Below are 26,280 nucleotides of genomic sequence, written 5' to 3' on the forward strand. Positions count from 1 at the left end.
TGATGTCGCTTATTTGACGGCGCCGGTGGTGGTTCCCGCCGCAACGTAGCGCTGAGCCACGACGAGCAGCACCATCGCCGGGAGGGAGGCGAGTACTGCCGTCGCCATGACCGAGCTCCAGTCGCTGACGTACGTTCCGATGTAGGTGTAGAGGCCGAGCGTCACCGGCCGGACGTCTGCCGTGGTGGTGAGCGTGAGTGCGAACAGAAAGTCCGCCCACGCGAACAGGAAGCTGAACAGTGCCGCGGTGATCAGCGCGTTGCGGCTCATCGGCAGCACGATCGAGACGAACGTCCGCAGGTGCCCGGCGCCGTCGACCCGGCCGGCCTCGATGACCGACTGCGGGATGTTGGTCATGAACGCCCGCACGATGAGAATCGCGAAAGGGATACCCGCGGTCGAGTCGGCGAGGACGAGTCCGGGGATCGAGTTGAGCAGGCCGACGTCGTTGTACGCGGTGTAGAGGGCGTTGGCGATCACGATGCCGGGGATCATCTGGGAGATCAGGACGCCGAACAGGATCGCGCCGGCGAAGCGTGGCCGGAACTGCGCCAGCACGTACGCCGCCGGGGTCGCGATCACCAGGCAGAAGACCACTGAACCGAGCGCCACGATCAGGCTGGTCAGCAGGTTGCGGCCCTGTTGACTCAGCGCGGTGGAGTAGCCGTGGAGGCTGAGGTGCGCCGGCAGCCACGGCGTACTGACCGCGGACCCGCCGGGCTGGAGCGACACGTTGATCATCCAGTAGATCGGAAACAGCAGAACCGCCAGGATTCCGATCCCGATCACGGTGCTGGCCCAGCGTGGCCAGGCCTGCTTGGGGTGCCGGCTCGGGGGCACGGTGACGGACATGACGACCTCACTCGTCCACGGCACGCCGGTTCGCGCGCAGGTAGATGACGGCGAACAGCAGGGAGATGGCGATCAGGATGTTGCCCAGGGCGGCGCCCTGCCCGAAGTCGAACTGCACGAAGGACAAGTGGTACGACTGGGTGGCGATGGTCTGGCTGGCGTTGGCCGGCCCGCCGTTGGTCAGGCCCAGGATGACATCGAGCACCTTGATCGTGTAGACCACCCCGAGCACGAGCACCACGCTCACGACCGGGCGCAGCAGGGGCCATGTCACGTAGCGGAACCGTTGCCACCCCGAGGCCCCGTCGAGCATGGCCGCCTCGTACAGCTCCTCCGGGATGTCCTGCAGGCCGCCGTACAGGATGGTCAGGTTGAAGGGGATGCCGATCCAGATGTTCACCATGATCACCGCGATCAGGGCAAGCGAGGTGCTGGTCAACCAGCCCGGGTGGCCGGGCGCCAGGTGGATGGCGGCCAGGAACCGGTTCAGGGCGCCGTTGTCTTTGTCGAGGATCCAGCGCCAGACCGCGCCGGAGACGATCAGCGGGATCAGCCACGGGATCAGCAACAGGGAGCGGAGCACCCCGCCGAGCGGGAAGCGGCGCCGGAAGAAGACCGCCAGCCCCAGCCCGATGAGAAACTGCCCGAGAATCGAACCGGCGGTGAACAGCACGGTGTTGAGCAGCGCCTTGCTGAACACCGACGAGGCGATCACGGCGCGGTAGTTGTCGAGCCCGGCCCACGGTGCTTCGCCGGTGTAGAAGGTGCTCGTGGAGTACTTCTGGAAGGCCATCAGGAAGTTCTTGACCACGGGATAGCCGAAGAACGCCACCATGTAGATCAGGGCCGGGGCCAGGAAAAGCACTTGTGCGAGCCGGTCCTGCCCGCGCCGCGACTGCCAGCGACGGACCCGGTCCGGGGGCGCCGGATCGGGCGGGGGCGGCGGATCCGCCGGGCGGTGCGCGGTGGTGGTGCCCCGGGATCCGGACTCGGATCCCGGGGGCAGTGAGCCGGCCGGGGACTCGTACTCAGCCATTCTGGGCCTGTTCCAGGGCCTTGGCCGGATCAGCTTGCCCGGTCAACGCGGACTGGAACGCCGTGTAGATCTTCGTGGCGGCCTTCGGCCAGTCCGCACCGAGTTCACCGGTACGCGACCGTGCTGTCGGGATCTGGTCGGCGAAGCCCTTCACGTTCGGGTTCGACGAGCTGAAGCCGGCCAGCAGGGCGGTCTTGGTGGGGATGGTCTGGTTCTGCTTGGCCAGGTTGACCTGGCTCTCGTCGGAGTTGAGGCAAGCGACGACCTTGGCCGCCTTTTCCTGCTTGTCCTTGTTGCCGGTCTGGGGGACGGTCCACGTCTCGCCGCCGAGGGGAGCGACGATCGGCCGACCGGCGGCCGGGGCCGGTATCTGCACCACCGCATAGTGCAGAGCCTTGTCCGCGTCCAGCACGGGGAACTGCCACGGCCCGTTCACCATCATCGCGGCCTTGCCGGCCCGGAACTGGTCGTTGACGTCCGCCTGGGTCCAGTTCAGCGCCGACTTCGAGACCGAGCCGGCCGTCATCAGGTCCACCCACAGTTGCAGCGCCTGCGCGGTCTGCGGGGTGGCGATGTTCTTCTCGTCGCCGCCGTTCGACCACATGAACGGCAGGAACTGCCAGGTGCCCTCATAGTTGGCCGGCGCCGAGAAGGCCAGTCCGTACTGGCTGCCGGAGGTCAGCTTCTTGGCCGCCGTCTTCAGTTCCTCCCAGGTCGCCGGCGGGGTGACGCCCGCCTTGGCCAGGATGTCCTTGTTGTAGAACAGCCCGATGGTGTTGGTGACGGGTTGCAGACCATAGAGCTTGCCCTGATAGGTCGAAGCGTCGACAACGCCTTGGGCGAAGCCGTCGGCGTTGAGGCCGAAGGTGTCCAGCGGCACCAGCGCCCCGGTCTGGGCGATCTGCTGCAGGTCGGGATTGTCGAGCATGAGCAGATCCGGCAGGGTCTTGGACGAGGCCTGCTGCAGAACCTTCTGGATGAGCGTCGCGCCCGGCACCGCCTCGCGGGAGATGGTGGCGCCGGCCTGCGAGGCGCACGCCTCGAGGGCTTTCTGCCAGACCGTCTTGCCCGGTTCGTTGTTGTAGTAGTCGAGTACGCGCAGGGTCGTGGTGCCGCCGCTGTCCGGCCCGTTGTCCGAGCCACCGCAGGCGGTGAGCGCCAGCGGGAGGGCGAGTATCGAGGCGAGTGCGGCCGGGGCTTTGCGTGAACGAGTGGGCCGGAACATGTCGGGCGTCCTTTCGATCGAAGCGCACCGTAGGAAAACGTGAGCCGTTGTCGATACGTATCGACACCGTCGTGCGGTGATCGCCCGTCGATACGTATCGATTACGGATGCGGCGGACCGATGTGGCGTCTTCGGATCTGGCTCTAACTCGAGCGCGCCGCGGAGGCGGGCGCGGGCATCACGGTGCCCCGGCGGGTCAGGCGCGGTGCGACCAGGTCCACCGGCGGATGGCCCACCCCGGGACCGGGATCGAGCAACCAGAACAGGGTCTTCATCGCGCGCCGCGAGACGTCTCGCGGCTCCTCGGAAACGTTGGTGTACGGCGGCTCCGATTCGTCCGCTTGATGGTCGGTACTGATGCCGATGAGGGACAGGTCGTGCCCGGGCACCACCGCACGGGCCCGCAACGCGTGCAGCAACGGTCCGATGCTCGCGTTGTACGGCGCCACGACGCCCGTCCGGCCCGGGCGCCGGTGCGCCAGAACGTGTTCGACCGCCGCCGCGGCCCCCGCCCGGCCCAGCTCGACCGGCTCGAGCACGGTGAGCGGGAGGCCACGCGACTCTGCGTGGCGGCGCACCGATCGCAGGAACCGGCCGGCGAAGTTGAGCCGGCGGTCCGTCACCGCCGCCGGATAGCCGATGACGAACGCCTCGTCATGCCCGCTGTCCACGAGCTCGTCGACGGCGATCCGGGCGGCCGCCTCGAAGTCGAGATCCACACAGTAGAGGCCGGCCGGGTCGTCGGGCATGCCGACGAGCACGACCGGAATGGGTAAGGCGGCGGCCACCTGGACCCGCTCGTCCTGCTCCTGGATGTCCATCATGATGATCGCGTCGCACAGCGCCCGCCCGGCGAGCCGTCGTAGCCCCGCCGAGCCCTCATCCGCGGTGACCAGCAGAACCTCGTAGTCGTTGGCCCGCGCGGAACTGGCGATGGTCTCGATGAACGGCAACAGCCCGGTCATCTCCGACATCGAGTCGAACGGCACGACCAGACCGACCACTTGCGTACGCCGTCCGGCCAGCGCTCGCGCACCGGCATGGGGTTCGTAGGTCAGCTGCTCCATGGCGGCCAGCACACGCCGCCGGGTGGGCTCGGAGATCTGACGTTTGCCGGTCATCACGTACGACACCGTGCTCTGCGAGACACCCGCGAGCCGGGCGACATCCTTGCTCGTGAACGCAGCCATGGGCAAATCCCAGGAGTAGTCGATGCGTATCGTCGAACCGCTTCAACAAATAGATGCCGCCAGATTATGACGGGCGTCACACCGAGCGCAAGGCGTCGCCACGCAACACTTTCGTAACCCTGCCGACCGACGGAGCCGTCGACACAGGGTGCGCGGCCGCCGGCAAGGGCAACCACCCGGTAGGCCTCGTCGCGGTGCCGACATGTCACGCGCGATGAATTGATCTTATGTATTGATTCGAAGCTACCGGGTGATCGTCAAGGTGGTCCCGCACTAATGCTGGGATAAGCCCCTGATCGGGGCGATCCGGTCTGTGGCATCGGTCGGAAGTCCTCTATAGACATCAGATGAATCCGGGACTACATTTCCGACTACTCATCGCAGCCACCTACTCACCAGCCGCGTCCGGCCCCGGTGGAGGTACTGATGGCATCCGATACAAGCAAGCACGAGGCCTACCGAGGTGTGGCCTCCGGTTCGCGCAGCGTGACCCGGGGCTTCGACCTGTCCGCCGGCTCCACATCGGCGCTGTCCGCCGTGGCCGGCGCCCTGGTGTCCGGATCGGTGGGGCCGGGGAGAACGTCGGATCGCTCGGCTGATCATTTCCGCCATGGAAAACGTCATGGCGCATCCGGACATTCATTTCTCTTCGCTTCGCCACGTGTCGCGTGGCGCCATTGAGAGAGGCGAGACACGATGCACAAGATTCCATTCGCCCGGACCGTGGTCCGGTGCGGAGCGGTTCTGCTGATGGCCGGTGGGGTTGGCGTGGTCTCCGCGTCCACCTCGTACGCCGGCGGGTCCGCGACCATCACCAAGGAAGGCTGGGGCACCACGGCCGGCGGTGTCGCCGTCGATCGGTACACCCTCACGAACGACGGGATCCGGATCAAGATCCTTACGTACGGCGGCATCCTCCAGTCGATCGAGATGCCGGATCGGCGCGGCCGGACCACGAATGTGGCACTCGGCTTCGACAACCTGGCCGGCTACGAGACGAGCAGCCCGTACTTCGGCGCGCTCATCGGCCGGTACGGCAACCGGATCGCCAAGGGCACGTTCCCCCTGGACGGCGTCACCTACCACCTGCCGATCAACAACGATCCGAACAGCCTGCACGGCGGCACCACCGGTTTCGACAAGCGGGTCTGGACGGCCACGCCGCTGCGGACCGGGAACGCCGTGGCGCTGCGGCTCCAGCTCATCAGCGCCGACGGGGATCAGGGCTATCCCGGCGAGCTGACCGTCACCGTGACGTACACGCTCACCCGGGATCACGGCATCCGGATGGACTACCTGGCCACCACCAGCAAGGCGACGGTCGTCAACCTCACCAACCACAACTACTGGAACCTGGCCGGCGAGGGGGCCGGCACGATCGACACCACGGAGCTGCAGCTGAAGGCGAGCCGCTACACCCCGGTCGATCCGACGCTGATCCCGACCGGCGCGATCGACCCGGTCGCCGGCACCCCGATGGACTTCCGCCGGCCCACGCCGATCGGCGCCCGTAACCGGGCCGGTTTCCCGCAACTGGTGATCGGCCGGGGCTACGACCACAACTGGGTGCTCGACCGGCGCGACGACTCGTATCGGCGGCTCGAGCTGGCGGCCCGGGCGACCGACCCGGCGAGCGGTCGCCGGCTCACCGTGTGGACCACCGAGCCCGGCATCCAGTTCTACGGCGGCAACTTCCTGGACGGCACGCTGGTCGGCACGAGCGGCCGGATGTACCGGCAGGGCGACGGATTCGCCCTCGAGACGCAGCACTTCCCGGACTCACCCAACCACGCGAACTTCCCGTCGACGGTCCTGCGGCCCGGCCAGACCTACCGGTCCACGACCGTCTACGAGTTGGGCGTGGCCCGGTGACGCCGCGGCCGGAGGCTGACATGCCGAAGACACCCGTGGTCGTCGATCGGGCGGCCGGCAAACTCGATTCGCGCGGGGCGACCCGCCGCCGGCTGCTGGCCGGCACGGGCTTGGCCGGCGCGTCGCTGGCCGCGACGGCGTTGCTCTCCGCCTGTGGCGACGACAAGGCCGCGGCGGATGCGATCGGGAACTTCCCGGAGACGCCGAACTGGAAGTTCGTCTTCGTCAACCACGTCACCACCAACCCGTTCTTCACGCCCACCCAGTACGGCGCCGAGGACGCGTGCAAGTTGCTGGGCTGCTCCTACCAGTGGACCGGTTCGCAGAACTCGGTGGTGGCCGAGATGGTCAACGCCACGAACACGGCGATCAGCGGAAAGGCCGACGGCCTGGCGATCGCCGTGGTCGACAAGGCGGCGTTCAAGGCGCCGGCCGACCAGGCGTTGAGCGCCGGCATCCCGGTGGTGTCGTACAACGCCGACGGCGCCCGCGACGACCCGGGAACCAATCGGATCGCGTACGTCGGGCAGGGTCTGTACGAGTCCGGATACGCGCTCGGGCAGCGGGCGCTGACCCAGGTGCAGTCCGGTGAGGTGGTGTGCTTCATCGCCACGCCGGGGCAGCTCAACATCCAGCCCCGGATCGACGGCGCGGAGCAGGCGTTCAAGGATGCCGGCGGCGCCGTGCGGTTCACCGCGGTGGCGACGAACGCCGACATCACCAAGGGCCTGTCCATCGTCGACGCGTACGTGCAGGGGCACCCCGGCCTGGCCGGGATGCTGGCCGTGGACGCGGGTTCGACGCAGGCCGTCGGCCAGACGGTGAAGAAGTACAACCTGCGCGGCAAAGGCCTGAAAGTGGCCGGCGGCTTCGACCTGATCCCCGAGACGCTTGCCTCGATCAAGGCCGGCGACCTCGACTACACCATCGATCAGCAGCCCTACCTTCAAGGCTTCCTGCCGGTGCTCTATCTGTACCTGTTCAAGATCTCTGGAGGCCTGATCTCGCCGCCGCAGACCAACACCGGGCTGCTGTTCGTCACGAAGGACAACGTCGAGGCGTACCAGAACAGCCAGACCCGCTACGAGGGCTCGGCCACCGCCGTGAAACTCGTCGAGCGCAGCGGCCCGATTGCCCACCAGTGACGGAGCAGTCGATGCAGGAGACGGTTCCCGAATCGGAGGTGCCGGCCGCCCCGCGCGGCCGGCGCTTCCGGCCGATGCTGCGCCGCAGCGGCACGGTGCTGGTGCGCTGGCGCGAGGCCAGCGTTCTGATTGTCGCGATCGCCATGGCGATCTACTTCCGGGCGTCCGACGACGCCTTCCTCACCCACGACAACCTGCGCAACATCGCGCAGGCCACGGCGCCGGCCGCCATCGTCGCGGTGGGCATCGTGATGCTGCTGGTCTCCGGCGAGATCGACCTGTCGGTCGGGGTGGTCGCGGCGTTCGCGCCGTTCCTCGTGCACTACGCGGTCGACCTGTACGCGATGCCGGTCATCCCGGCGTTCCTGCTGGCGTTCGCGATCTCGGCGCTCATCGGGTTCGCCAACGGGTTCATCGTCACCAAGCTCAAGGTGCCGTCCCTGGTGGCCACGCTCGGCTCGTACTATCTGCTGCTGGGGTTGTTGCTCACCACCTCGCACGCCTATCCCGCGCAGATCCCCGAGGCGGCGCAGGGCCGGATACAGCAGATCTTCGGAGCGGCCGACTGGTCGTCGCTGTTGTGGTGCCTCGGCGTGGTCGCGGTCTATCACGTGGTGCTCACGCGTACCCGGTGGGGACTGCACACGATCTCGGTGGGCGGCAACCTGATCGGCGCCACCGAGGCCGGTATCCGGGTCAACCGCATCAAGATCGGCAACTTCATGATGGCGTCCATGCTCGGCGCGCTCGCCGGGCTCCTGGAGGCCTTCCGGATCAACAGCATCGACCCGAACATCGGTGGCGGCACCGCGCTGACCTTCACCGCGATCTCCGCGGCCGTCATCGGCGGCACCGCACTGGCGGGTGGCTCGGGCACGGTGATCGGCGCGCTGCTGGGCGCGCTCATCCTGGCCGAACTGCAGAACGGCTTCAACCTGATCGGGATCAGCGCCAACCCGTTCAACATCATCCTCGGCGCCGCGATCCTGCTGTCGATGATCGTCAACCAGTACCTGTCGCGGTTGCGGCGGACGGGAGGGTCGTGATGGCGCGCGTACTCGAGGTGGACCACGTCGCCAAGCGCTTCGGCGCGCTGACCGCCCTGCGCGACGTCTCGCTGCGCCTGGACCGGGGCGAGGTGCTCGGGCTGATCGGCGACAACGGCGCCGGCAAGTCGACCCTCATCAAAATCATGTGCGGATTCCACCGGCCCGACTCGGGACGCCTTGTGGTGAACGGCCAGGAGGTGGTGCTGCGTAGCGTCGACCACGCCCGGTCGCTCGGCATCGACACCGTCTACCAGGGCCTCGCCCTGATCAACGAACTGTCCGTCTACCACAACATGTTCCTCAACCGGGAACTGCGGATCGGGCCACTGCTCAACAACCGGGCCATGCGGCGGCTGGCCCGCGCTCACCTCGAGGACATGGGGGTGAACATCCCCCGGGTCACCGCCGAGGTCGCCAAGCTCTCCGGCGGCCAGCGGCAGGCGGTGGCGGTGGCCCGCGCCGTCTACTCGGACGCCAAAATCCTTTTGCTGGACGAGCCACTGGCGGCGATGGGCGCCAAGGAAGGCACCCTGATCCTCGACCTGATCCGCGACCTCAAGGCCCGCGGTGACATCTCGGTGATCATCATCGCCCACAACTACGCCCAGGTCCTCGACGTCTGCGACCGGGTCAACCTGCTCCAGCACGGCACGATCACCTTTGACAAGCCCACCGCAGAAGTGTCCCTCGAAGAACTGACCGAGCTCGTGGTCGCCGAATATCGTGAGCGTCGAAACCGCCGCTGACCCGGCCCGGTCCGGGGCGCTGGAGGAAGGCGATGCGGGTGGGGGAGACCGTCACGGCAGGCTTCGCCGCGGTCCTGCGATGACAGCCCGCAAGCAGTAGCAAGAGCGGCGCGTCTTCCGCAGGGGCGAGGGTTGCCGGCCGCGCCGGTTTCCCCCGCCCCGCACCTGCCGAAGCGTTACGAGCACGTCCTCCACGCGAAGTGGTACGTCGTCTCGATGCTGCCGTCGGTGGAGTCCATCGTCAGGAAGCTGGCGACCGTCGAGGTCCCCTTGGCGACCCGCAGCTCAGTGTTGATGTTGAGGTTGCGCCGTTCCCCGCAGGGGTGCCACACCATGGCGGCGATCGGGACGTCGTCGCTGATCATCCAGTTGTCGTCCAGCGGTGCGGTGATCGGGTGGTTGACGTACGTGCTCTGGGTCATGCCCTGGAAGTAGTAGTTGGCCCGCTGCGAGGCGACGGCTCCTCTCTGGAGCAGCCCGTATCCCCGGTAGTCGACCTTGGCGATCGCGAACGTGAAGCCCTGCGGTACGTGCACGAGCACGTTGAGCTGGCAGTTCTTGCGGCCCTGGGTGGTGGGGATCCCCGGGCCGGCCTCGGCCAGGTACTCGCTGTAGATGGTGGTGAAGGCGGTGTTGTCCGGCGACACCGCGACGGCCGCCGAGCCGGGTGGGCAGCCGGAGCCGGCCATGGCGACCAGGTCGATGACGATGTGGTCGGCCGGCGGGTCGTCGAGGATGTTCCCGGCGGTGGCGGGTGAGCTCACCATGAGCGAAGAGGCGAGCAACGCGAGAACGGCACCTCCACGCACAAGCAATTTAAGCATGAGACTCCTTCGTGTTTTGACGACGGTGCGCGCGCGAGCCAATTGTTAAGTCAGGCATCGACGTACGTCAATGGTTTTCACAAGCGCCGCAATATGGAACTTGGCTCCCTATTTCCGCGCCGGCAACAACGTCTCGGGCGGGCTGTTCCGACCGCATATTGGGCGCTCGATCAACATAAAGGTCCGATTTATTCGGCAGCGCAGCGCGCTGGCCAGCCACAACGTTCTCCCGCGAAGATCAGTTATAGATCGACGTACGTCAATGCTTGTGCTCACGCGAGTCGTGTGGCTAGCATTCCTCCGGACACGGACGGCGATTTCGCCAACAATTGCGGAGCACCCTCGAGGCACCGATGCCCGGGTTGATAAACCGCCCATTCGCGCTATTTTCCGGTCGTTTTTCGGCCGGACCATCCGAGGGGAATGCACATGACCCAGAACACGAGCAGCCGGACACCGGCAATCCTCGCCGCGATCGGCACGGTCGTCGCGCTGTCCCTGCCGACCGCGGCGTACGCCACCGACGCGGGTTCGGCGTCGGCCGTCCCGGACGGCAACATCACCGCCGTGGTCGTGGCGGCCAACGGCTCGGGCTGCCCTCCCGGCACGGCCACCGTGGTCCCGTACGGCGACCGGTCCGGTTTCCGGGTGCGATACCGCGACTTCGTCGCCACCGCGGGCGGCGACGCCGACCCCACCGACCGGCGCAAGAACTGCCAGCTCGGCGTCCTCATGTCGTTCCCCGCCGGGTGGACCTTCGCGATCGCCGAGGCCGACTACCGCGGACGGGCGCGCCTCCAGGCCGGCGCGACGGGACTACAGCGTACGAACTACTACTGGCAGGGCTCGTCCGCCAACCACCGCACAGAGGAAACCTTCACCGGCCCGCTGAACGGCTTCTGGGCCACCGGTGACGTGGCGCCCGCCCTGGTGTACGCCCCCTGCGACGAGCAGCGCATCCTCAACATCAACACCGAATTGCGCGTCGACGAGGGCACCTCGAGCGCCCGCAGCAGCCTGTCGATGACCTCCAGCGAGGGCGACGTCGACACGCTGTTCAACATCAGCTGGGCAAGGTGCTGACGAGTCGGCCGATCGCGTTGACGCCCGCGACCTGCGGTCGCGGGCGTCGAGCAGCAGCAAGCATCATGGCAACCGGCGGTCGAGGTTCGGCCGGCTCTGCCCGGCGATCACCAGGCGACTACGCCCTGGCGACTCGGCTGCAACGAGCCGATCATCAGGCTCTTCATCGCGATGGCGCTGGCGGCCGGGTTGGGGAAGCCCTCCAGCGTTGCCACATCGCCGTCGGTCGAGGCCTCCAGGTTGAAGCGGAGCGTGTTGCCGACGCCGCACGCCGAGTCGTCCTTGTCGCAGGCGGTCCACTTGATGCCCGCCCAGGCTGAAGCGCCCGGTTCAAGGGCAGCGCTCACCGGCTTACCGGGCTGATCGACCCGGCCCGTCTTCACCGGCACGACCTCATCGGCCGCGTTGACCAGCGAGACGGCGACCCAGCCGTCGACCGTACAAGTGGTCTTCGATCTGTTGGTCAGCGTGACCAGCCCCATGTGGGTCCGGCCGCTGTCCCGATCGGGCTGCCAGGTGACAACCGCGCTCATGCCACCGGTCCGGCAAGCGGCGGCGCTCCTCCCGCCACTGCCGCCGGCCACGCCGCCGCCTTTCGCCGTCGCTCGAGACGTCGGAGATTCCGGAGCCGGCGCCTCCGCTGAGGGTGTGGTGGAGGCCGGCGAAGGCACCGCGGACGGGACGCTGCATGCCCCGGCCAGCAGGGCAGTGCCGATCGCACAAACGGTCAGAATCAGGCGACGCATGCGGAGTCCTTTGTCGGCGGAGCGGATCAGGTGTTGCCGACTCTGCTGCCGTCGGACCCGCCCCAGGGCCACCCGCGGACGGCCTGGCACGAATCAATGACGTTGTGAAACCGGTGTCAGGCCCGCCCCGTAGCGATCCCCGGTCTGAATCCTCATGGTTGATCCTTTGTGGCACATTCGGCGCCGACGTTCCGATCAACGTCTCGCCGTTCGATGGAGGATTTGTTGAAAGCCACCACGCGGATCCCGGCCGTACGGGCTTTCGGGCAGTTCCGGCGTGATCCGCTCGAGCTGTTCGCGCAGATCGCCGACCGGCCCGACGGTGTCGCCCTGAGTTCGGTGGCCGGGCGGCGCCTGCTGTTCATCACCCATCCCGACCACGTGGCTCGGGTGCTGCGCGACAACCACCGTCAGTACAGCAAGGATGCGCCGGTCTATCGGGCTGCCCGGCCGTTCCTCGGTGACGGGCTCACCGTCGCCGCCGGCGGGGACGACTGGATGCGACGGCGCCGCCTTGTGCAGCCGGCGTTTCACCGCGACACCCTCGGCGCTGCCGCCGCCATCACCGCGGACTGTGTCGGCGACCTGGTGACGGCGTGGTCCGAGCCGGCCCGCCGCAACGAGATCGTGGACGTGGCGCCGGCGATGACCGATCTGACGATGCGGATCTCCTGTCGCCACCTCTTCGGGATGGACCTGACCGGCGGCGCCTCCGAGGTCGCGGCCGATCTGCGGATGGTGTGCGACTTCGTGGTGGGCTTTCTGGCCCGGCCGTTCCCGCCGCCGGGTGTGCCGACGCGCCGCAACCGCGAGTTCAAGGCCGCGATGGGACGCATCCGGGCCTTCATCGGGGAACTGGTCGCGCATCCGGCGACCGACCTGGTCGCGGCGCTCGACGCCGAGGCGCGGGACGGCGGTTCCACGCCGGAGCAGGTCGGCGACGAGTTGCTCGGCCTGTTCTTCGCTGGACACGAGACGCTCGCGCACACGCTGACCTGGTGCTGGTCGTTGCTCGTGACGCATCCGGAGGCGGAGGAACGGCTGCATGAGGAGGTGACGCGGGTGCTGAGCGGGCGCCCGGCCTCAGCGGACGACCTGCCCGAGCTGACCTGGACGAGGGCGGTCGTGGACGAGGCGATGCGGCTCTACCCGGTAGTCTGGATCATGATGCGCCGGGCCCTCGGGCCCGACGAGATCGGCGGCCATGAGGTGCGCGCCGGAGACCTGATCGCCTGGAGCCCGTACGTCGGCAACCGCCACCCGCAGGTGTGGCGCCGGCCCACTGAGTTCCGGCCGGAACGCTGGCAGTCTGCCGGTGACCGCGGACCGGACTGGGCCCGGCACTCGGTGGCGCCGTTCGGTCTCGGTCCGCGGGCCTGTCTGGGCTCGGGCGCAGCGGTGATGCAGGCCTGCCTGATCCTGGCCACCCTGGTCCAGGCATACCACCTGGAACCCGTCGGCGGCGGGCTCCCACGGCCGGATCCCTCCCTCACGTTGCATGCCGCGGGCGGGTTCGAGGCTCGGCTGCAGCGCCGATGAGCCGGTTTCTGGCCGGTGAGTTCCGTCCGCTGTCCGGCGAGCACACCGAGACCCGGCTCAAGGTCGTCGGGCACCTGCCCGTGGAACTGGACGGTCTGTTCACCCAGATCGGTCCCGCGCCGGCCGGTTCTCCGCGGCGTGCCTGGGGCGGCCACTATCCGTGGTTCATGCAGGACGGGCTGGTGTGCGGGGTTCGCTTGCAGGGCGGGCAGGCGAGGTGGTTCCGCAACCGCTGGATCCGGTCACGCCGGGCGGCCCGGTCACTCGGGGTGAGCCCGGCCGAGGGTCCGCGGCACTTCCCGCACGACTCGGTGAACACCAACCTCGTCGCCCATCACGGTCTGCTCCTGGCCCTGGTCGAGTCCGGCTGCCTGCCGGTCGAGCTCAGCGCGACCCTCGACACGGTGCGGTACACCGATCTCGGCGGGCAGCTCCCGCGAGGCTTCGCGGCGCACCCGAAGATCGACGTGTCCACCGGTGACATGCACCTGCTGGCGTACTCGCCGGTGCGGACCTGGGCCGAGCACATCGTCATCACGGCGTCGGGCCGCGTGTCCAAGATGGATCGGGTGGACATGGGCGGGCGGCCGCTGGTGCACGACATCGCTCTTACGCCCGGACACGTCGTCTTCTTCGACACGCCCGTACGCTTCCATGTGAGTACCGGGCTGGCGGGTGGCTTCCCGTATCGCTGGCGCGATTCCCACCAGGCCCGCATCGGCGTCCTGCCGCGCGGCGGGGGTCCCGTGCGCTGGGTTGCCGTCGACCAGTGCTTTCTCTACCACCTGGTCGGCGCCGAGGAGACGCCGGACGGCGGTCTGGTCGTGCGCGGCATCCGGTACGAGCGGCTGTTCGACCGGCGGAACAGCGACCCGCTGGCGGGCCCGGCGACGTTGTGGGAGTGGCGGATCGAGCCCGGCCGCGACTTCGCCCCGGGCCAGGAGATCGACGACCAGCCGCAGGAACTGCCGCGCAGCGACCCGCGCCGGCAGGGGCTGGCGAGTCGCTACTACTACGCGGTCACCAATGAGCCCGGCAACGACAAGCACGGACTGCTCAAGTACGACTTCCATCGCGGCGCCGCGGAGCACCGACGCCTGGAAAGTGACCACGTGCCGGGCGAGACGGTGTTCGTGCCGTCGGCAAGCTCGGTGGCCGAGGACCACGGATGGCTGCTGCTCTTCCGGTACGACGCCGAACGTGACGCCAGCGACCTGGTCGTCCTCGACGCCCGTGACATCGCAGGCTCACCGGTCGCCGTCGTCCACCTGCCGGTCCGCGTGCCGGTCGGGGCGCACAGCAACTGGATCACCGCCGGCGAGCTGCCCGGGCCGGAGAACCCATGAGCGAGTTCCGCACCTTCCTGACCTTCGTCGCGGGTATCCAGCGGCGCAAACTGACGTTCGCCCGCGACGGGTACCTGCGGGGTGACCTCAACGCGCGCCTGCACCTGGCGGCCGGCCGCGAGGACCCGTACGCCCTCTATGACCGCGTCCGGGCCGCCGGACCCCTCGTGCGTACGCGATCCGGCGATTGGGTCACTGCCGGCCATCAGGTCTGTGACACCGTGCTCAGGCATCGCGCGTTCGGCGTGCGACCGAGCAGACTCACCGTGGACGACGCCCTCGCCGGCCAGTTCGAGGTGTCGTTCCTCGGGATGGACCCACCCGACCACACGCGGCTACGCCGCCTCGTCCAGCCGTTCCTGGGGCCTGCTCGAGTGGCCGGCTACGCGCCACTGATCGAACGCGCCACCGACCGGCTGCTCGATGAGGCCGGTCCGGGCGACGCGATCGACCTGATGGCCGCCGTCGCCGCTCCGTTGCCGATGGTCGTGATGATGGAGATGTTCGGCGTTCCGGCCGACCGCCGCGACGCGTTCAGCCGCAGCGCCGCCGTTGTCGGCAGCGCGATCGACGGCATACATTCCCTCACCCACGCGGCCCGGTTGCGTGATGCCTCCCTCGAATTGGAGCGACTGTTCACCGACCTGTTCGCCCTGCGCTCGCGGGAACCCGCCGACGATCTGATCAGCCACCTCGTCGTCCAGCCGCGGGACCGCATCGAACCGGCCGAGTTGCTGCCACTGGTCAACCTGCTTCTGGTGGCGGGGTTCGAAACCACAGTCAATCTGATCGGCAACGCGGTCCTCGCCCTGATGATGCACCCCGGCTGCTGGGAGGCCCTGTGCGCCGACCCCCGGGGCGAGGTGGACGCCGTCATCGATGAGACCCTGCGCTATGACCCGCCGGTCCAGCGGGCCGGACGGCTCGCGCTGGAGGACGTCGAGGTGGCCGGCCGTCACGTCCGCGCCGGCCAGTACATCTTCCTGCTCCTGGGCGGCGCGAACCGCGACCCGGTGGCCTTCCCGGATGCCGCCCGCTTCGACCCCGGCCGGCCACGCACCACAGCCCATCTCGCGTTCGCCAGCGGCATCCACTACTGCGTCGGACAGCCACTGGCCCGGCTGGAAGCCACCACCGTGCTGCGCAGGCTGGCCGAGCGACTGCCCGGCATGCATCTCGACCGCCCGGTACGCCGCCGCACCTCCGGGATGGTCCGCGGCCCACGCGAACTTTGGATCCGGCGCCAGTGATATCGAGGCTACCGAGGGCTGGAGACCGCCTTACCGTGCTTGACCGCATACATCGCCAAGTCCGCGCGTTCGAGGAGCGCGCTCGCGTCGACGTCGGCGGCGTCGGCAATCGCCGACCCGATGCTCGCGCCCACCCGCACCGGCTGCCCGGACAAGACGAACGGGCGGCGTACGGCCTCGACCAGTCCGGCAACCAGGTCATCGACGGCCGTCGCACCGGGCATGCCGGTCAGGACGGCCGCAAACTCGTCCCCGCCGAGCCGGTACAAGCGGTCTTGCGGCCGTAACCCGTTGCGGAGCCGCTCGGCCGCCGCTATCAGCAAGGCGTCGCCGACGGAGTGCCCGTACGTGTCGTTCACGCCCTTGAAGCCGTCGAGGTCCACGTAGAGCAGGGCCACCAGGTGTCCCGGCCGTGCGTCCGGTAGCTCGGCCATGAGAAGCCGGCTCATCTCGGCACGGTTCGGCAGACCGGTCAGGCTGTCGTGGGTGGCGGCGTAGGCGAGCTGGTCCTGTTGCTGCCGCCGATCCGTGACGTCACGTTCGTTGCAGACGATGCCACCGACGGCGGGATCGGCCAGCAGGTTGCGCATCGTGGTCTCGTACCATCGCCATGCCCCGTCGCTGCGCCGCGACCGGCTCTCGAAGCGGACCTCGGCCCCGTCGCCGCCCGCGACCACCTGGTGAAAGGCGGCCCGGGCGGCCGGCTCGTCGTCGGGGTGCACGAACACCATCCGGTCGAGCCCCAGCACTTCGCCGGGTTCCCAGCCGGCGACATGCCGGATCGCCGGGCTTATCAGCGTGATGGTGGCATCGGTATCGAGCACCGCGACCACATCCGAGGACTTTTCCACGAGCGCCCGGAAGCGAGCCTCGGCTTGGTGCAGCCGCTTGGCGGCGTCCTCGCCGCGGGCGGCTGACACCCCGATGTTGTTCAGCGCGGCCACCGCCATCAGAAGCCCCCACAAAGCGGCACCGTCGGAAAACTTGAGGGGGATGATCGTTGGGGCCAGCCCGGCATGGACGGCGGCCTGCGCCGCGACCGTGACCACCACGGTGATCACGCCGGCCGAGAACCGGCTCCTCGCCCCGGACCACCCGATGTGCACGGAAGCGATGAGAACCGCCCAGCCCGGAATCATGAAGCTCCAGCCGGCGTAGGCGTTCAGGACGGCGGCCCCGAACGTGGCGACCGACAGCCGCAGGATGACGCGATTGTGCATGTGGCCACCGCCGAGCAGGCGCTGCCAACGTTCGTGGCTACCGGCCAGGAAGAGCGCAAGCAGCGCCGTCATGACGGCCGGAGGGGCTAGCAAAACGCCCAGCCGGGACAAAAAATCCATCATGAAGTACATAACCGCGGCATACACGATCATGCCCGGGACAAAGGGAACCCGTCCCAGAGCCCACCGTGCGCCGCCGAAGGGCAGCTGCGAAGGTGCTGACAAGTCCATCGCCCCCTCGGCTTGCTCGGACATGCGCCGTGAGCCTCATCGGCCGCGGCCGGGGAAACTTGAGCGGGGGAGCGTGGTGTTCGGCTTGCGCGGAGCTCACCACGGCGTTAGCTGCCTCCGTGCGCCGGGTGTCCGGAGTTCGCATCGTCCCCGGTGTCCCATACTCAGTGGCCGTGGTTCGCGGCCGAAGTGTGGACTATGCCGGATCAGATGTTCTTGCTGGCGAATGTGGTCATCACGGTCGCCTACGCGTCGATCACGGTGGCGATCGTGGTGCCGGTGGCTCGAGCTGGACAACTGCGTACGAACAAGCTGGCCGTGGCCACGTCGATGATCTTCTTCAGCTGCGCGGTGGGGCATGCCCTGCACGCGGTCATGGCATACGAGACGATTATCCAGAACCCGGCGGTGCATCACCGGGCCAGTGAGACGCCTGGGTGGTCCTGGACGTCGGCGCTGTGGGACGTCGGCACGGCGGCCATTGGTGTGTATTACTGGAGTCTGCGCCGCGGCTACGGCGTCCTGTTGGGCCAGGGAGCGATCTACGTCGACCCGTGGGGGCAGCGCCGGCTGGACGAGGCGACCGCCCGGGAACGTGCCGCCCGCGATGTCGCCGAAGCGCAACGGGCGACGCTGGCCACGGTGGTCGAGCACAGCGATGACGCGATCATCGGGCTCACCCCGGACGGGCTGATCACCGCCTGGAACCACGGCGCCGAGAAGCTGTTCGGTTACACCGCGGGAGAGATGCTCGGCCGGCCCGCCACCATGCTGGCCGACCTGCAGGGTGCCGAGCATCAGGAAGATGTGCTGGCCGGCATCCGCAACGGGGGCGGTGGCCGGTCGTACGAAGCCCGGCGGCTGCGAAAGAACGGTACGGCCGTCGATCTTGCGTTGACCGTCACCCCGATCGCTGATCAGGCCGGCACGGTGATCGGGATCTCGGTGATCGCGCGGGACATCACCGCGGCCAAGGAGGCCGCTGAGCGGCAACGCGCCGTGGAGGACCGCACCCACCAGGCGCAGCGGATGGAAAGCCTGGGCAAGCTCGCCGGTGGCGTTGCCCACGACTTCAACAACATCCTGGCCATCATCGGTAACTACACCGACTTCGCGATCGAGGACACCCGGGACAAGCCGCAGGTCCAGGCCGACCTGAAGCAGGCGCGGACCGCGGTGGATCGGGCCGGCAACCTGACCCGTCAGTTGCTGACCTTCACACGCGGCGACGCCATCCAGCCCCACGACATCGACCTGAACGCCTCGATCGCCGAGGTGCACGCCATGCTGCAGCGCACCATCGGTGAGCACATCAACCTGATCGCGCGGCCCCCCGCGCAGCCGCTGGTCGTGCACGCCGATCCTGGCCAGATACAGCAGGTGCTGCTCAACCTGGCCATCAATGCCCGCGACGCGATGCCCGACGGCGGCACTCTCGTGCTGGAGGCCAACGTCACCACGCTCGACGGCGACGAGATCAGCATGCAGCCCGTCCTGCCCGCCGGCGTCTACGCCCGGCTGCTGGTCAGCGACACCGGGCAGGGCATGTCGGCCGAGACCGTCGCGCGGATCTTCGAGCCGTTCTTCACCACCAAGCCGTGCGGCAAGGGCACCGGACTCGGCCTGGCCACCGTGTACGGCATCGTCACTGAAGCCGGCGGCGGCATCAACGTGTACTCCGAGCTGGACATCGGCACCACCTTCCGGATCTACCTGCCGCTGGTGACAGCACCGGCCGGCGCCGAGACCGTGATCGCTCCGCAAATGCCGCTGCCGGGCGCCGGCGGCACCGTCCTCGTCGTGGAAGACGAATTCGCACTGGCCCGGGTGATAACCCGCATCGTCGTCAACGGCGGATATCGCGTCCTCGCCGCGGCGAACGGTACGGAAGCACTGCAGATTTACACCGAGCACGGATGCGACATATTACTCACTGATGTCATCATGCCGGGAATGTCCGGGCCCCGGCTCGCTGAACTCCTCCATGAACTCGATCCGGGTCTGCCTGTGGTGTACATGTCCGGCTACAGCAACGGCCTCCTCGGTGAAACCCACGTCCTCGACGACGACATCACCTTCATCGAAAAACCCTTTGCCGCCGGCGACCTGCTGCACAAACTGGCTACGGCGAGGCCGCGCGCCCTGGACCGCTGACGCGGCGAAAGGCTGTTGAGGCCTGCCGGGGCGGCGAGCAGGAGCAGGGACGGAAGACGTCTTCAGCCGGTGAACGGGTCAGAGGCGGGTCGCCACACGGATTAGGTCGGCGACTGCCCGCCAGCGGCTGGGCGGCGGCCAGGCGATCACCGTGCTGCCATCCAGGATCAGCAAGGTTGTGGACGTCACCGGCCGGATGCGGGCGGGGGTTCCCTCGGTCGGGTGGGTCGGATGACGTGGCGTGAGGATGCACGATTGGATGCACGTGCATGCGGGTACGGCCATGGGGAGTCGATGCCATGGCGTGAGGAGGGCTCATGACGGCGGCTTTCGTGGACGACCGAGGCGCCCCGACGGCCATTCGCATGCGGGTGGGCGTGCAGCTGCGCCGGCACCGCCTGGCCCGGCAGGTGTCCCGCGAAGACGCCGGCTGGCACATCAGGGCGTCCGAATCGAAGATCAGCCGGATGGAGCTGGGCCGCGTCCCGTTCAAGGAGCGCGACGTCGCCGATCTGCTCACTCTGTACGGCGTGCAGGGTGACGAGCGCGACGCCCTGCTGGACCTGGTGCGGCAGGCGAATGCGCCCGCGTGGTGGCAGCCGTTGTCCGACGTCGTCCCGCCGTGGTCCCTGTCGTACCTCGGGCTCGAGCAGGCCGCCACGATGATCCGCACGTACGACCTGCACTTCGTCCCGTCCCTGCTGCAGACACCCGACTACACCCGGGCGCTGCTGGAGCTTTCCCACGGGTCGTCCCCGGCGCAGTTGAGCAGGCGGGTCGCGTTGTGCCAGGGCCGCCAGCGCGTGTTGCGCGGCAAGAACCCGCCGGTGCTGTGGGTGGCCATGGACGAGGCGGCGCTACGCCGCCAGCTTGGCGGCCCGGACGTCATGCGCGGCCAGTTGGAGGCACTCGCCGAGGCCAGCCGATCTCCCAACATCCGGTTGCACATCGCCCCCTTCCAGGCCGACGCCCTGGCCACCGCGGGGCTGCCGTTCGCCATCCTGCGCTTCGCCGAGCCCGAACTGCCGGACATGGTCTACGCCGAGCAGCCGACCGGCGCCGTCTACCTGGACCGGCCGCTCGACATCGAGCAGTACGCCCTGGCCATGGAGCGCGCGTGCGCCGCGGCCGTGCCACCCAGCGGCGCCGAGGCGGTCATCCGCCGCTTCCTCAGCCCGTACGCTTCCGCCGCTTAGCCGGATCCACTCGGTTGATCGGCTACCGCCGGACTCCGATCTTCCATTTCCCGCCCGGTGTGCATATGCACGTGCACACGCACTTGATTACGCGAGTGCAGGCGCACATCCTTGGTTTACACCAGAATCGGCGGCGCGATGGGACAGGGGCATGGACAAGAACCGCGGTCCCGAGCGGCCGGTGAGTGAATTCGCGCAGGAGGACTACCTGTTCGGCAGCGGATCTCTAGGACTACGGGTCGACCGTGTTCACTGGGACAGCCCCGTGGAGTACAACGGCGACCTCTGGTACGAGGTGGACGGTGTCGAAGTCAGCTCGACCGGCCGGGACGTCGCCCGTCGCCAGGTTCTCGTACGGGCTCAGCGCTTGACGTCGCTGCCCACCAACCGCCGCCTGTGACGGCAAGGCTGCTTAAGGCGTGTTCATAACTGGGGTAGGCCTGCGCCGGGGCCCAGATTCCGCCTGCGCGCGTCCCGCGAAAGGCCGGTTACAACACCGGTAGCCTGCCTTCCGCGGGCCACACGCAGACGAAATCTGGACCTCGCCGCAGGCCTACCCCAGTTATGAACACGCCTTAGGAGCCGTCGGCTCAGAGCAGGGCGAAGTCCAGCCGGCGCGGCGGGGTGCCCTCCGTCGTCAAGGTGTTGTAGCCGAAATAGATCGTGCCGATGACGGTCGGGTAACGGCCGCAATAGAGATCGGTGGTGGCGCGCAACGCCTTTTCCTTCGCGTTTCGATCGGCCACCAGTCCGGCGACCTGATCCGGCATGTTTCCGTGCTGATACGTCAAGGTGTGAAATCCGTACTCGACCACGATCGGTTTGTCGCCGGACATCCGGACGGCCCGGTCCGCGACGGTCCGCAGCCTGGGTTCGTTGATTGAGGCCGACGGGTCGTCACCGGCGGCCCGCAGCCGGTCCGGCGGGTCGGGATAGCTGTAATTGGTCAGCACATATCCGTCGGCGCCGGCCGCGGAATAGGACGGTATGTCATAGGAGCCGTCCCAGCCGAAGAACAGCCCCAGATAGACGGGCAGGCCGGTCGCCGCCCGCACCGCGGCGACCAGGCCGGCCGCGTAGGCGGCCTGCCGCGCCCGGGAGGTGGCGGAATTCACGCCGCCGAGGCGCTGCTGCACCGCCGGGTCGTCGACCGGCATGTTGAGCATGATGTGCGTCACCCGGCCCCGGTGGCCCGGCGCCGCCGCGTGGGCCAGCAGGGTGCGGTGCGCCGCGACGACCGCGGCCACGTCCTCCGGGCGAAAGGCGAACGTGGCCGGGTCGTACGCCTCGACCCGCAGGGCGATGCGCAGGTCCAGGTCGCGCACGGCGGTGAACAGCCGGTCCAGGCGCCCGCCGGAGGCGTCCCAGCGCTCCAGGCCGTACACGTTCACGGTGTTGACGTGGTATTCGTCGCGCATCCGTCGCAGCGTGGCGACCAGCTCGGAGCCGTCCAGCCCGGCCGCGTCCAGCGTCGCGCCTTGGAGGAAGCGCTCCGGCGGCGCGGGGACGGGGTAGGGCGTGAGGGCGCCGGGCGGGCCGCTGCCGGACGGCGGGCAGCGTTCCGGGCCGGACGGGCGCAGGGCCCACAGCGAGCCGGCGAGCGCGAGCGTCACGGCGCCGGCCGCCAGCAGCGCCCGCGACGCCCCCGCGAACCGGGCGCGTTCACCGGAATGTTCGACGTTTTTCATCACCGTGGACGAATACCTTCGCGGTTGTGGGGCGGGTCACTCGTCATTTCATTGTCCCGCATTTTATTTGACCGAAACAAGGCCAGGTCGGAAGGGTCGGAAACGAATCGTACGTCATCGTTTTACGCCAATGTAATATGCGTAGCTCCTACGCTGTGCCGGTGCCACCGACCCACATCGGAACACATTCACGAGCGTAGGAGGCAGGATCATGTACGACAACTCGTCATCGCTTTCGCTGGCCGGCACCGGAGTCACCGTTCTCGGTCAGAGCGCCGGTTTGCTGGTGCTGACCATGGCCGGCGTGCTGTTCCTGGTAGTCGCCTGCGGGCTCGCGTTCGCCGAGCGGCGCTCCCGGCGCGATCCCGCAGCGTGACCCGGAGGGCCGACCGATGGATCCGTTGCACCAGATGAGGCGGGTCGCGCCGCCGGGGCAGGCGACGCTGCCGGCCGCGACGGTCGCAGCGCTGCGCGGGCTCACCGCCGAGCTGCTCGCGGCGCGGCCGGAGGCGCCGGCCGAGCACCGCCGATTCGCCGCGGTCCGGCACCGCTCGATCAGCCCGCCGGGGGCGGTGGCCCGGGCCGTCGCCGGGCGCGTCGTGCTGGTCACCGGCGGCACCGGCTGCGTCGGCCGGGAACTGCTGCACCAGCTCGCCGCGCTGGGCCCGGCCCGGCTGGTGAGCCTCGCCCACCTGGCCCCGGGCCGGCCGGTGCCGGGCGTGAGGTACGAGCTCGGCGACGTCCGCGACGACGCACTCGTCCGCCGCGTGCTCGCCCACCACCGTCCGTCCGTCGTGTTTCACCTTGCCGCCCAGCGCGACCCCGGGCGGGCCGAGGCGCAACCGGCGGACGCGCTGGCCACCAACCTGATCGGCACCCGCACTGTGCTGGCCGAGGCCGAGCGGGCCGGGGTGCGGCGGCTCGTCTACGCGTCCACCGGCAAAGCGATGCGGCCGTACACGCCGGACGTCTACGCCGGCTCCAAACGGCTGGGGGAGGGGCTGGTGGCCCGGGCTGCGGCCCGCGGCACGACGGCGTGCTCGGGCGTCCGCTTCACCCACGTGGTGGACAACTCGATCATCGCGCGGCGGCTGCGATCCTGGTGCGAGCGGGGCGACGTGGTGCGGCTGCACGCCACCGACACGATGTTCTACGTCCAGTCCGCGCGGGAGTCGGCGCAACTGCTGCTCACCGCGCTGACCGCGCCGGCGGACGACGTGTACCGCATGTACACGATCCGCGACCTGGGCTGGCCGGTGAGCCTGCTCGACCTGGCCCTCGGCGTCATGGCGGCCCGGCACACCGTCGTGCCGCTGTACATCACCGGCCCGGAACCCGGCTACGACTGCGCCGCCTATCCCGGGCTCTTCGATCCCCGCTACGCCGGCGGCATCAGCCCGCTGATCAACGCGCTCGAGGCGCCGTACGCCCGGCCCTCGCCGTGTCCGGAGGCCGACGTGGTGCCGATGTCCCCGGTGGCGGCGGACTGGCCGGCGGACGGGCTGGCCGACCTCGACGACGCGTGCCGGACCGGCGACGATGCCGCCGCGCGCCGCATACACCGGCGGCTGTGCGCCCTGGCCCTGACCGCCGCGGCCGGCGCGGCGGCGCCCGCGACCCTGCGGCGCATCACCCGCGTCACCGAACCGCATCGGCCGTCGATGCCGGTCGACCATCGCCTCATCGACGACGCGTTCCGTACGGCGCTGGCTCAGCACGACCGGGCCCGTGCGCTCGCGGCCCCGACGGCCGCCTGAGCGTCACCTCCCCTGCATCCGAGAGGTACCCCTGTGTCCAAATCACCGCGCGTCTACCTAATCATCCTGGGCGCCTGGGCTGCCCTCCTGGCCCTGCTCGTTCCCACCTCGTGCCACCAGGCCGTCCAGGCGGCCGACGCCGGCTGGCCGGTGCTCACGCTGGTGGTAGCGAGCGCCGTGTTCATCGCGTACTTCTGGCTGAACGGCACGAAGGACATCGTCTACACGCTCTACTACCACGTGGTGGCGGCACGGAAGGCCAGCCCGGTGCCGCGCCGGCCCGACGGTGCGCCGCCACGCGTCGTGCTCGTGTACTGCACCTGTAACGACTTCTCCGCGGACAGCCTGGCCCGCAGCATGCGCCAGCGGTACGACAACACCGACGTCGTGATCCTGGACGACTCCACCAAGCCGGAATACCTGGCGATGGTCGACGCCTTCGCGGCCGAGCACGGGGTCCGGGTGGTGCGCCGCGCCGACCGCGCCGGCTTCAAGGCCGGCAACCTCAACAACTTCCTGCGTACGGCCGAGTTCGACTACTTCGTCATCCTGGACAGCGACGAGATCATCCCGCCCGGTTACATCGACCGCAGCCTCGACTACTTCGCGCACTACGGCAACGCCGGCATCGTCCAGGCCAACCACGTGGCCACCCGCAACCGCAACGCGTTCATGCGGATGTTCTCCATCGGCGTGGACTCGCACTGGGTGGCGTACCAGACCGTGAAGGACCGGTACGGCTTCCTGTCCCTGCTCGGGCACGGCGCGATGGTCAGCCGCACCTGCTACGACGCGGCCGGCGGCTTCCCCCACGTGGTCGCGGAGGACCTGTGCTTCTCCATCGCCGCCCGGGACGCCGGGTTCCTCACCGTGTTCGCGCCGGACGTGATCTGCGAGGAGGAGTACCCGGTCGACTATCTGGCGTTCAAGAAGCGGCACTCCAAGTGGACCCAGGGCAACATGGAGTTCATCAAGCGCTACACCGCCGTGATCCTGCGCTCCCGCATGACCTGGTTCGAGAAGCTGGACATCGTCCTGTTCACCTACAACCTGCCACTCACGGCGATCTTCTCCCTGTACGTGGTGCTGCACGTGATCGCGCTGCCGCTGCTCGGCTACCAGATCGTCTTCCCCTTGTGGATGCTGCTGCCCACCGCGGTCTTCCTGCTCGCCGATGCTCAACGACATCGTGTTCCACTGGCGCAGCATGCCCAAGCGGCGGCTGATCTGGTACACACTGCACACCATGCTGCTGTACGGCTCGATGCTGTTCATCAGCATCCGGTCGTCGGTGACCTCCGCGTTCGGCAAGTCCGTCTTCCTGGTCACGCCGAAGGAGGACCAGCACGTCTCGCTACGGCAGGCCCTGGTCGCCAACCGCAGCGAGCTCATCTTCGGGCTGGCGCTGCTGGCCATCTCCACCGTGCTGGTGGGCAGCGTGCTGCCGGTGCTGTTGATCGCGGTGCCCGCGGTGTTCTGCACGTACCTGGCGCTCAAGCACAACCGGCCGGAGCCGGTGGCACCGGTCGCCGCTCCGGTTCCGGAGCGCCCGGCCGCCTGACCGCAAGGCGGTCGCCGTGTCCGGCGTACCGTCGACGGTCAGGGGGGAAGCTGGATGGACGTGGGTGCCTCGCCCGCCGAGGCGGCCAGAAGGCGCGCCGTCCTTCTGGTCGTGGCGATCTCGGCGGTGATCTTCGGTGCGCTCGGGGCCTGCGCCGCCGGTCTGATGCTGGTGCCGGACGTGCGGGCCGACCGAGGCGACGGCGTTGTCGGCACCCTTACCCTCACCGAGCCCAACGGGTGTGACCGCTATGAACCGCCGAAACAGCGATGCGGCTGGTCCGGAGATTTCCGCAGCGGTGACGGCAAGATCGTCAAGACGGACGTAGAGCTGGACGGAGGCTTGCCGCCGGGCGCCCAGGTGGGTGACGCGATCGCCGCCCGTGATGCCGGCGACCCGAACGGCGTCTACCGGATCGACGACCACCAGAGCTGGCGACTGTCGGCAGTCCTCCTCGCGGGGTTCTCCGCTGCGTTCCTGGCCGGGCTCGTCCTGCTGCAACCGTGGACGTGGCGGCAACGGCTCCGGCTGCGGGGCCGCCGGTAAGACTCAACCGAGGCGCACGCCCCC

Annotated in this window: 23 protein-coding genes; 15 read left to right on the forward strand and 8 right to left on the reverse strand. The window is 68.7% G+C overall.

Translation table 11 applies throughout. From position 1 onward, the window contains the following. Nucleotides 1-9: 9 nt before the first annotated feature. The 4 genes from ACZ3I4_RS20145 to ACZ3I4_RS20160 form a co-directional block, all read right to left on the reverse strand. Entirely contained in the window at nucleotides 10-852 is an 843-nt protein-coding gene (locus tag ACZ3I4_RS20145; RefSeq protein WP_465383481.1) for a carbohydrate ABC transporter permease, read from the reverse strand. Between the two features lie 7 nt (nucleotides 853-859). Continuing rightward, nucleotides 860-1,888: a carbohydrate ABC transporter permease gene (locus ACZ3I4_RS20150; RefSeq protein WP_465383482.1), complete on the reverse strand. Its 1,029-nt coding sequence runs from the start codon at nucleotides 1,886-1,888 to the stop codon at nucleotides 860-862. Beyond that, nucleotides 1,881-3,113 carry a sugar ABC transporter substrate-binding protein gene (locus ACZ3I4_RS20155; protein WP_465383483.1) on the reverse strand — a complete coding sequence of 411 codons (1,233 nt, stop codon included), beginning with the start codon at nucleotides 3,111-3,113 and terminating at the stop codon, nucleotides 1,881-1,883. The genes ACZ3I4_RS20150 and ACZ3I4_RS20155 overlap by 8 nt, the downstream gene beginning before the upstream one ends. 143 nt (nucleotides 3,114-3,256) lie before the next feature. Next, entirely contained in the window at nucleotides 3,257-4,303 is a 1,047-nt protein-coding gene (locus ACZ3I4_RS20160; protein WP_465383484.1) for a LacI family DNA-binding transcriptional regulator, read from the reverse strand. 750 nt (nucleotides 4,304-5,053) lie between these two features. Between ACZ3I4_RS20160 and ACZ3I4_RS20165 the strand changes: the two genes are divergently transcribed. Genes ACZ3I4_RS20165 through ACZ3I4_RS20180 form a run of 4 tightly spaced genes read left to right on the forward strand, consistent with a single transcriptional unit; the run spans nucleotide 5,054 to nucleotide 9,115 of the window. Beyond that, on the forward strand, nucleotides 5,054-6,175 hold the full coding sequence (locus ACZ3I4_RS20165) for an aldose epimerase family protein (protein ID WP_465383809.1): 1,122 nt from the start codon (nucleotides 5,054-5,056) through the stop codon (nucleotides 6,173-6,175). Between the two features lie 20 nt (nucleotides 6,176-6,195). Next, on the forward strand, nucleotides 6,196-7,320 hold the full coding sequence (locus ACZ3I4_RS20170) for a substrate-binding domain-containing protein (RefSeq protein WP_465383485.1): 1,125 nt from the start codon (nucleotides 6,196-6,198) through the stop codon (nucleotides 7,318-7,320). 11 nt (nucleotides 7,321-7,331) lie between these two features. Beyond that, nucleotides 7,332-8,366, forward strand: coding sequence for an ABC transporter permease (locus ACZ3I4_RS20175; RefSeq protein WP_465383486.1), 1,035 nt, complete (start codon nucleotides 7,332-7,334; stop codon nucleotides 8,364-8,366). Beyond that, nucleotides 8,366-9,115, forward strand: coding sequence for an ATP-binding cassette domain-containing protein (locus ACZ3I4_RS20180; protein WP_465383487.1), 750 nt, complete (start codon nucleotides 8,366-8,368; stop codon nucleotides 9,113-9,115). Before ACZ3I4_RS20175 ends, ACZ3I4_RS20180 begins: the two co-directional genes overlap by 1 nt. Nucleotides 9,116-9,291: 176 nt before the next feature. Here the strand turns inward: ACZ3I4_RS20180 and ACZ3I4_RS20185 are convergent, their stop codons facing one another. Beyond that, complete coding sequence (locus ACZ3I4_RS20185; RefSeq protein WP_465383488.1) at nucleotides 9,292-9,939, reverse strand: DUF4360 domain-containing protein; 648 nt, start codon at nucleotides 9,937-9,939, stop codon at nucleotides 9,292-9,294. A 429-nt stretch (nucleotides 9,940-10,368) separates the two neighbouring features. On the opposite strand from ACZ3I4_RS20185, the gene ACZ3I4_RS20190 reads away from it, so the two are divergent. Then, nucleotides 10,369-11,022, forward strand: a complete 654-nt coding sequence (locus tag ACZ3I4_RS20190; RefSeq protein ID WP_465383489.1) for a DUF4360 domain-containing protein — start codon at nucleotides 10,369-10,371, stop codon at nucleotides 11,020-11,022. Between the two features lie 107 nt (nucleotides 11,023-11,129). Here the strand turns inward: ACZ3I4_RS20190 and ACZ3I4_RS20195 are convergent, their stop codons facing one another. Then, nucleotides 11,130-11,768 carry a DUF4232 domain-containing protein gene (locus tag ACZ3I4_RS20195; protein ID WP_465383490.1) on the reverse strand — a complete coding sequence of 213 codons (639 nt, stop codon included), beginning with the start codon at nucleotides 11,766-11,768 and terminating at the stop codon, nucleotides 11,130-11,132. A 225-nt stretch (nucleotides 11,769-11,993) separates the two neighbouring features. Between ACZ3I4_RS20195 and ACZ3I4_RS20200 the strand changes: the two genes are divergently transcribed. From ACZ3I4_RS20200 to ACZ3I4_RS20210, 3 genes are read left to right on the forward strand one after another with little or no spacing between them, the layout of a single operon-like run. Then, nucleotides 11,994-13,307 (forward strand): cytochrome P450, encoded by a 1,314-nt coding sequence (locus tag ACZ3I4_RS20200; protein ID WP_465383491.1) that lies wholly within the window; start codon nucleotides 11,994-11,996, stop codon nucleotides 13,305-13,307. After that, complete coding sequence (locus ACZ3I4_RS20205; RefSeq protein WP_465383492.1) at nucleotides 13,304-14,653, forward strand: carotenoid oxygenase family protein; 1,350 nt, start codon at nucleotides 13,304-13,306, stop codon at nucleotides 14,651-14,653. The genes ACZ3I4_RS20200 and ACZ3I4_RS20205 overlap by 4 nt, the downstream gene beginning before the upstream one ends. Next, complete coding sequence (locus ACZ3I4_RS20210; protein WP_465383493.1) at nucleotides 14,650-15,903, forward strand: cytochrome P450; 1,254 nt, start codon at nucleotides 14,650-14,652, stop codon at nucleotides 15,901-15,903. Before ACZ3I4_RS20205 ends, ACZ3I4_RS20210 begins: the two co-directional genes overlap by 4 nt. A gap of 8 nt (nucleotides 15,904-15,911) precedes the next feature. Here ACZ3I4_RS20210 and ACZ3I4_RS20215 read toward each other — a convergent pair whose 3' ends face one another. Further along, nucleotides 15,912-17,378, reverse strand: coding sequence for a diguanylate cyclase domain-containing protein (locus ACZ3I4_RS20215; RefSeq protein ID WP_465383494.1), 1,467 nt, complete (start codon nucleotides 17,376-17,378; stop codon nucleotides 15,912-15,914). A 294-nt stretch (nucleotides 17,379-17,672) separates the two neighbouring features. On the opposite strand from ACZ3I4_RS20215, the gene ACZ3I4_RS20220 reads away from it, so the two are divergent. The 3 genes from ACZ3I4_RS20220 (at nucleotide 17,673) to ACZ3I4_RS20230 (ending at nucleotide 21,104) form a co-directional block, all read left to right on the forward strand. Beyond that, complete coding sequence (locus ACZ3I4_RS20220; RefSeq protein ID WP_465383495.1) at nucleotides 17,673-19,508, forward strand: hybrid sensor histidine kinase/response regulator; 1,836 nt, start codon at nucleotides 17,673-17,675, stop codon at nucleotides 19,506-19,508. 317 nt (nucleotides 19,509-19,825) lie between these two features. Beyond that, on the forward strand, nucleotides 19,826-20,704 hold the full coding sequence (locus tag ACZ3I4_RS20225; RefSeq protein WP_465383496.1) for a helix-turn-helix domain-containing protein: 879 nt from the start codon (nucleotides 19,826-19,828) through the stop codon (nucleotides 20,702-20,704). A gap of 151 nt (nucleotides 20,705-20,855) precedes the next feature. Next, the gene (locus tag ACZ3I4_RS20230; RefSeq protein ID WP_465383497.1) at nucleotides 20,856-21,104 is read left to right on the forward strand and encodes a hypothetical protein; all 249 of its coding nucleotides are present in this window, start codon (nucleotides 20,856-20,858) and stop codon (nucleotides 21,102-21,104) included. A gap of 190 nt (nucleotides 21,105-21,294) precedes the next feature. Here the strand turns inward: ACZ3I4_RS20230 and ACZ3I4_RS20235 are convergent, their stop codons facing one another. Continuing rightward, on the reverse strand, nucleotides 21,295-22,392 hold the full coding sequence (locus ACZ3I4_RS20235) for a hypothetical protein (protein ID WP_465383498.1): 1,098 nt from the start codon (nucleotides 22,390-22,392) through the stop codon (nucleotides 21,295-21,297). A 211-nt stretch (nucleotides 22,393-22,603) separates the two neighbouring features. Between ACZ3I4_RS20235 and ACZ3I4_RS20240 the strand changes: the two genes are divergently transcribed. From ACZ3I4_RS20240 to ACZ3I4_RS20255, 4 genes are all read left to right on the forward strand, one after another. Further along, a complete protein-coding gene (locus ACZ3I4_RS20240; RefSeq protein WP_465383499.1) occupies nucleotides 22,604-22,768 on the forward strand; it encodes a hypothetical protein in 165 nt (54 codons plus the stop codon). 16 nt (nucleotides 22,769-22,784) lie between these two features. Then, nucleotides 22,785-24,149 carry a polysaccharide biosynthesis protein gene (locus tag ACZ3I4_RS20245; protein WP_465383500.1) on the forward strand — a complete coding sequence of 455 codons (1,365 nt, stop codon included), beginning with the start codon at nucleotides 22,785-22,787 and terminating at the stop codon, nucleotides 24,147-24,149. A 150-nt stretch (nucleotides 24,150-24,299) separates the two neighbouring features. Continuing rightward, a complete protein-coding gene (locus ACZ3I4_RS20250; protein WP_465383501.1) occupies nucleotides 24,300-25,955 on the forward strand; it encodes a glycosyltransferase family 2 protein in 1,656 nt (551 codons plus the stop codon). A 115-nt stretch (nucleotides 25,956-26,070) separates the two neighbouring features. Next, nucleotides 26,071-26,256: a hypothetical protein gene (locus ACZ3I4_RS20255; RefSeq protein ID WP_465383502.1), complete on the forward strand. Its 186-nt coding sequence runs from the start codon at nucleotides 26,071-26,073 to the stop codon at nucleotides 26,254-26,256. The last annotated feature ends 24 nt before the right edge of the window (nucleotides 26,257-26,280 follow it).

It is taken from the genome of Actinoplanes sp. NPDC021490 (assembly GCF_055562135.1).

What these genes read in the sequence shown, in the direction of transcription:
- ACZ3I4_RS20145 (WP_465383481.1), bottom strand. Translation starts at nt 852, where the DNA reads ATGTCCGTCACCGTGCCCCCGAGCCGGCACCCCAAGCAGGCCTGGCCA.
- ACZ3I4_RS20150 (WP_465383482.1), bottom strand. Translation starts at nt 1,888, where the DNA reads ATGGCTGAGTACGAGTCCCCGGCCGGCTCACTGCCCCCGGGATCCGAG.
- ACZ3I4_RS20155 (WP_465383483.1), bottom strand. Translation starts at nt 3,113, where the DNA reads ATGTTCCGGCCCACTCGTTCACGCAAAGCCCCGGCCGCACTCGCCTCG.
- ACZ3I4_RS20160 (WP_465383484.1), bottom strand. Translation starts at nt 4,303, where the DNA reads ATGGCTGCGTTCACGAGCAAGGATGTCGCCCGGCTCGCGGGTGTCTCG.
- ACZ3I4_RS20165 (WP_465383809.1), top strand. Translation starts at nt 5,054, where the DNA reads ATGGCCGGTGGGGTTGGCGTGGTCTCCGCGTCCACCTCGTACGCCGGC.
- ACZ3I4_RS20170 (WP_465383485.1), top strand. Translation starts at nt 6,196, where the DNA reads ATGCCGAAGACACCCGTGGTCGTCGATCGGGCGGCCGGCAAACTCGAT.
- ACZ3I4_RS20175 (WP_465383486.1), top strand. Translation starts at nt 7,332, where the DNA reads ATGCAGGAGACGGTTCCCGAATCGGAGGTGCCGGCCGCCCCGCGCGGC.
- ACZ3I4_RS20180 (WP_465383487.1), top strand. Translation starts at nt 8,366, where the DNA reads ATGGCGCGCGTACTCGAGGTGGACCACGTCGCCAAGCGCTTCGGCGCG.
- ACZ3I4_RS20185 (WP_465383488.1), bottom strand. Translation starts at nt 9,939, where the DNA reads ATGCTTAAATTGCTTGTGCGTGGAGGTGCCGTTCTCGCGTTGCTCGCC.
- ACZ3I4_RS20190 (WP_465383489.1), top strand. Translation starts at nt 10,369, where the DNA reads ATGACCCAGAACACGAGCAGCCGGACACCGGCAATCCTCGCCGCGATC.
- ACZ3I4_RS20195 (WP_465383490.1), bottom strand. Translation starts at nt 11,768, where the DNA reads ATGCGTCGCCTGATTCTGACCGTTTGTGCGATCGGCACTGCCCTGCTG.
- ACZ3I4_RS20205 (WP_465383492.1), top strand. Translation starts at nt 13,304, where the DNA reads ATGAGCCGGTTTCTGGCCGGTGAGTTCCGTCCGCTGTCCGGCGAGCAC.
- ACZ3I4_RS20210 (WP_465383493.1), top strand. Translation starts at nt 14,650, where the DNA reads ATGAGCGAGTTCCGCACCTTCCTGACCTTCGTCGCGGGTATCCAGCGG.
- ACZ3I4_RS20215 (WP_465383494.1), bottom strand. Translation starts at nt 17,378, where the DNA reads ATGTCCGAGCAAGCCGAGGGGGCGATGGACTTGTCAGCACCTTCGCAG.
- ACZ3I4_RS20225 (WP_465383496.1), top strand. Translation starts at nt 19,826, where the DNA reads ATGACGGCGGCTTTCGTGGACGACCGAGGCGCCCCGACGGCCATTCGC.
- ACZ3I4_RS20230 (WP_465383497.1), top strand. Translation starts at nt 20,856, where the DNA reads ATGGACAAGAACCGCGGTCCCGAGCGGCCGGTGAGTGAATTCGCGCAG.
- ACZ3I4_RS20235 (WP_465383498.1), bottom strand. Translation starts at nt 22,392, where the DNA reads ATGAAAAACGTCGAACATTCCGGTGAACGCGCCCGGTTCGCGGGGGCG.
- ACZ3I4_RS20240 (WP_465383499.1), top strand. Translation starts at nt 22,604, where the DNA reads ATGTACGACAACTCGTCATCGCTTTCGCTGGCCGGCACCGGAGTCACC.
- ACZ3I4_RS20245 (WP_465383500.1), top strand. Translation starts at nt 22,785, where the DNA reads ATGGATCCGTTGCACCAGATGAGGCGGGTCGCGCCGCCGGGGCAGGCG.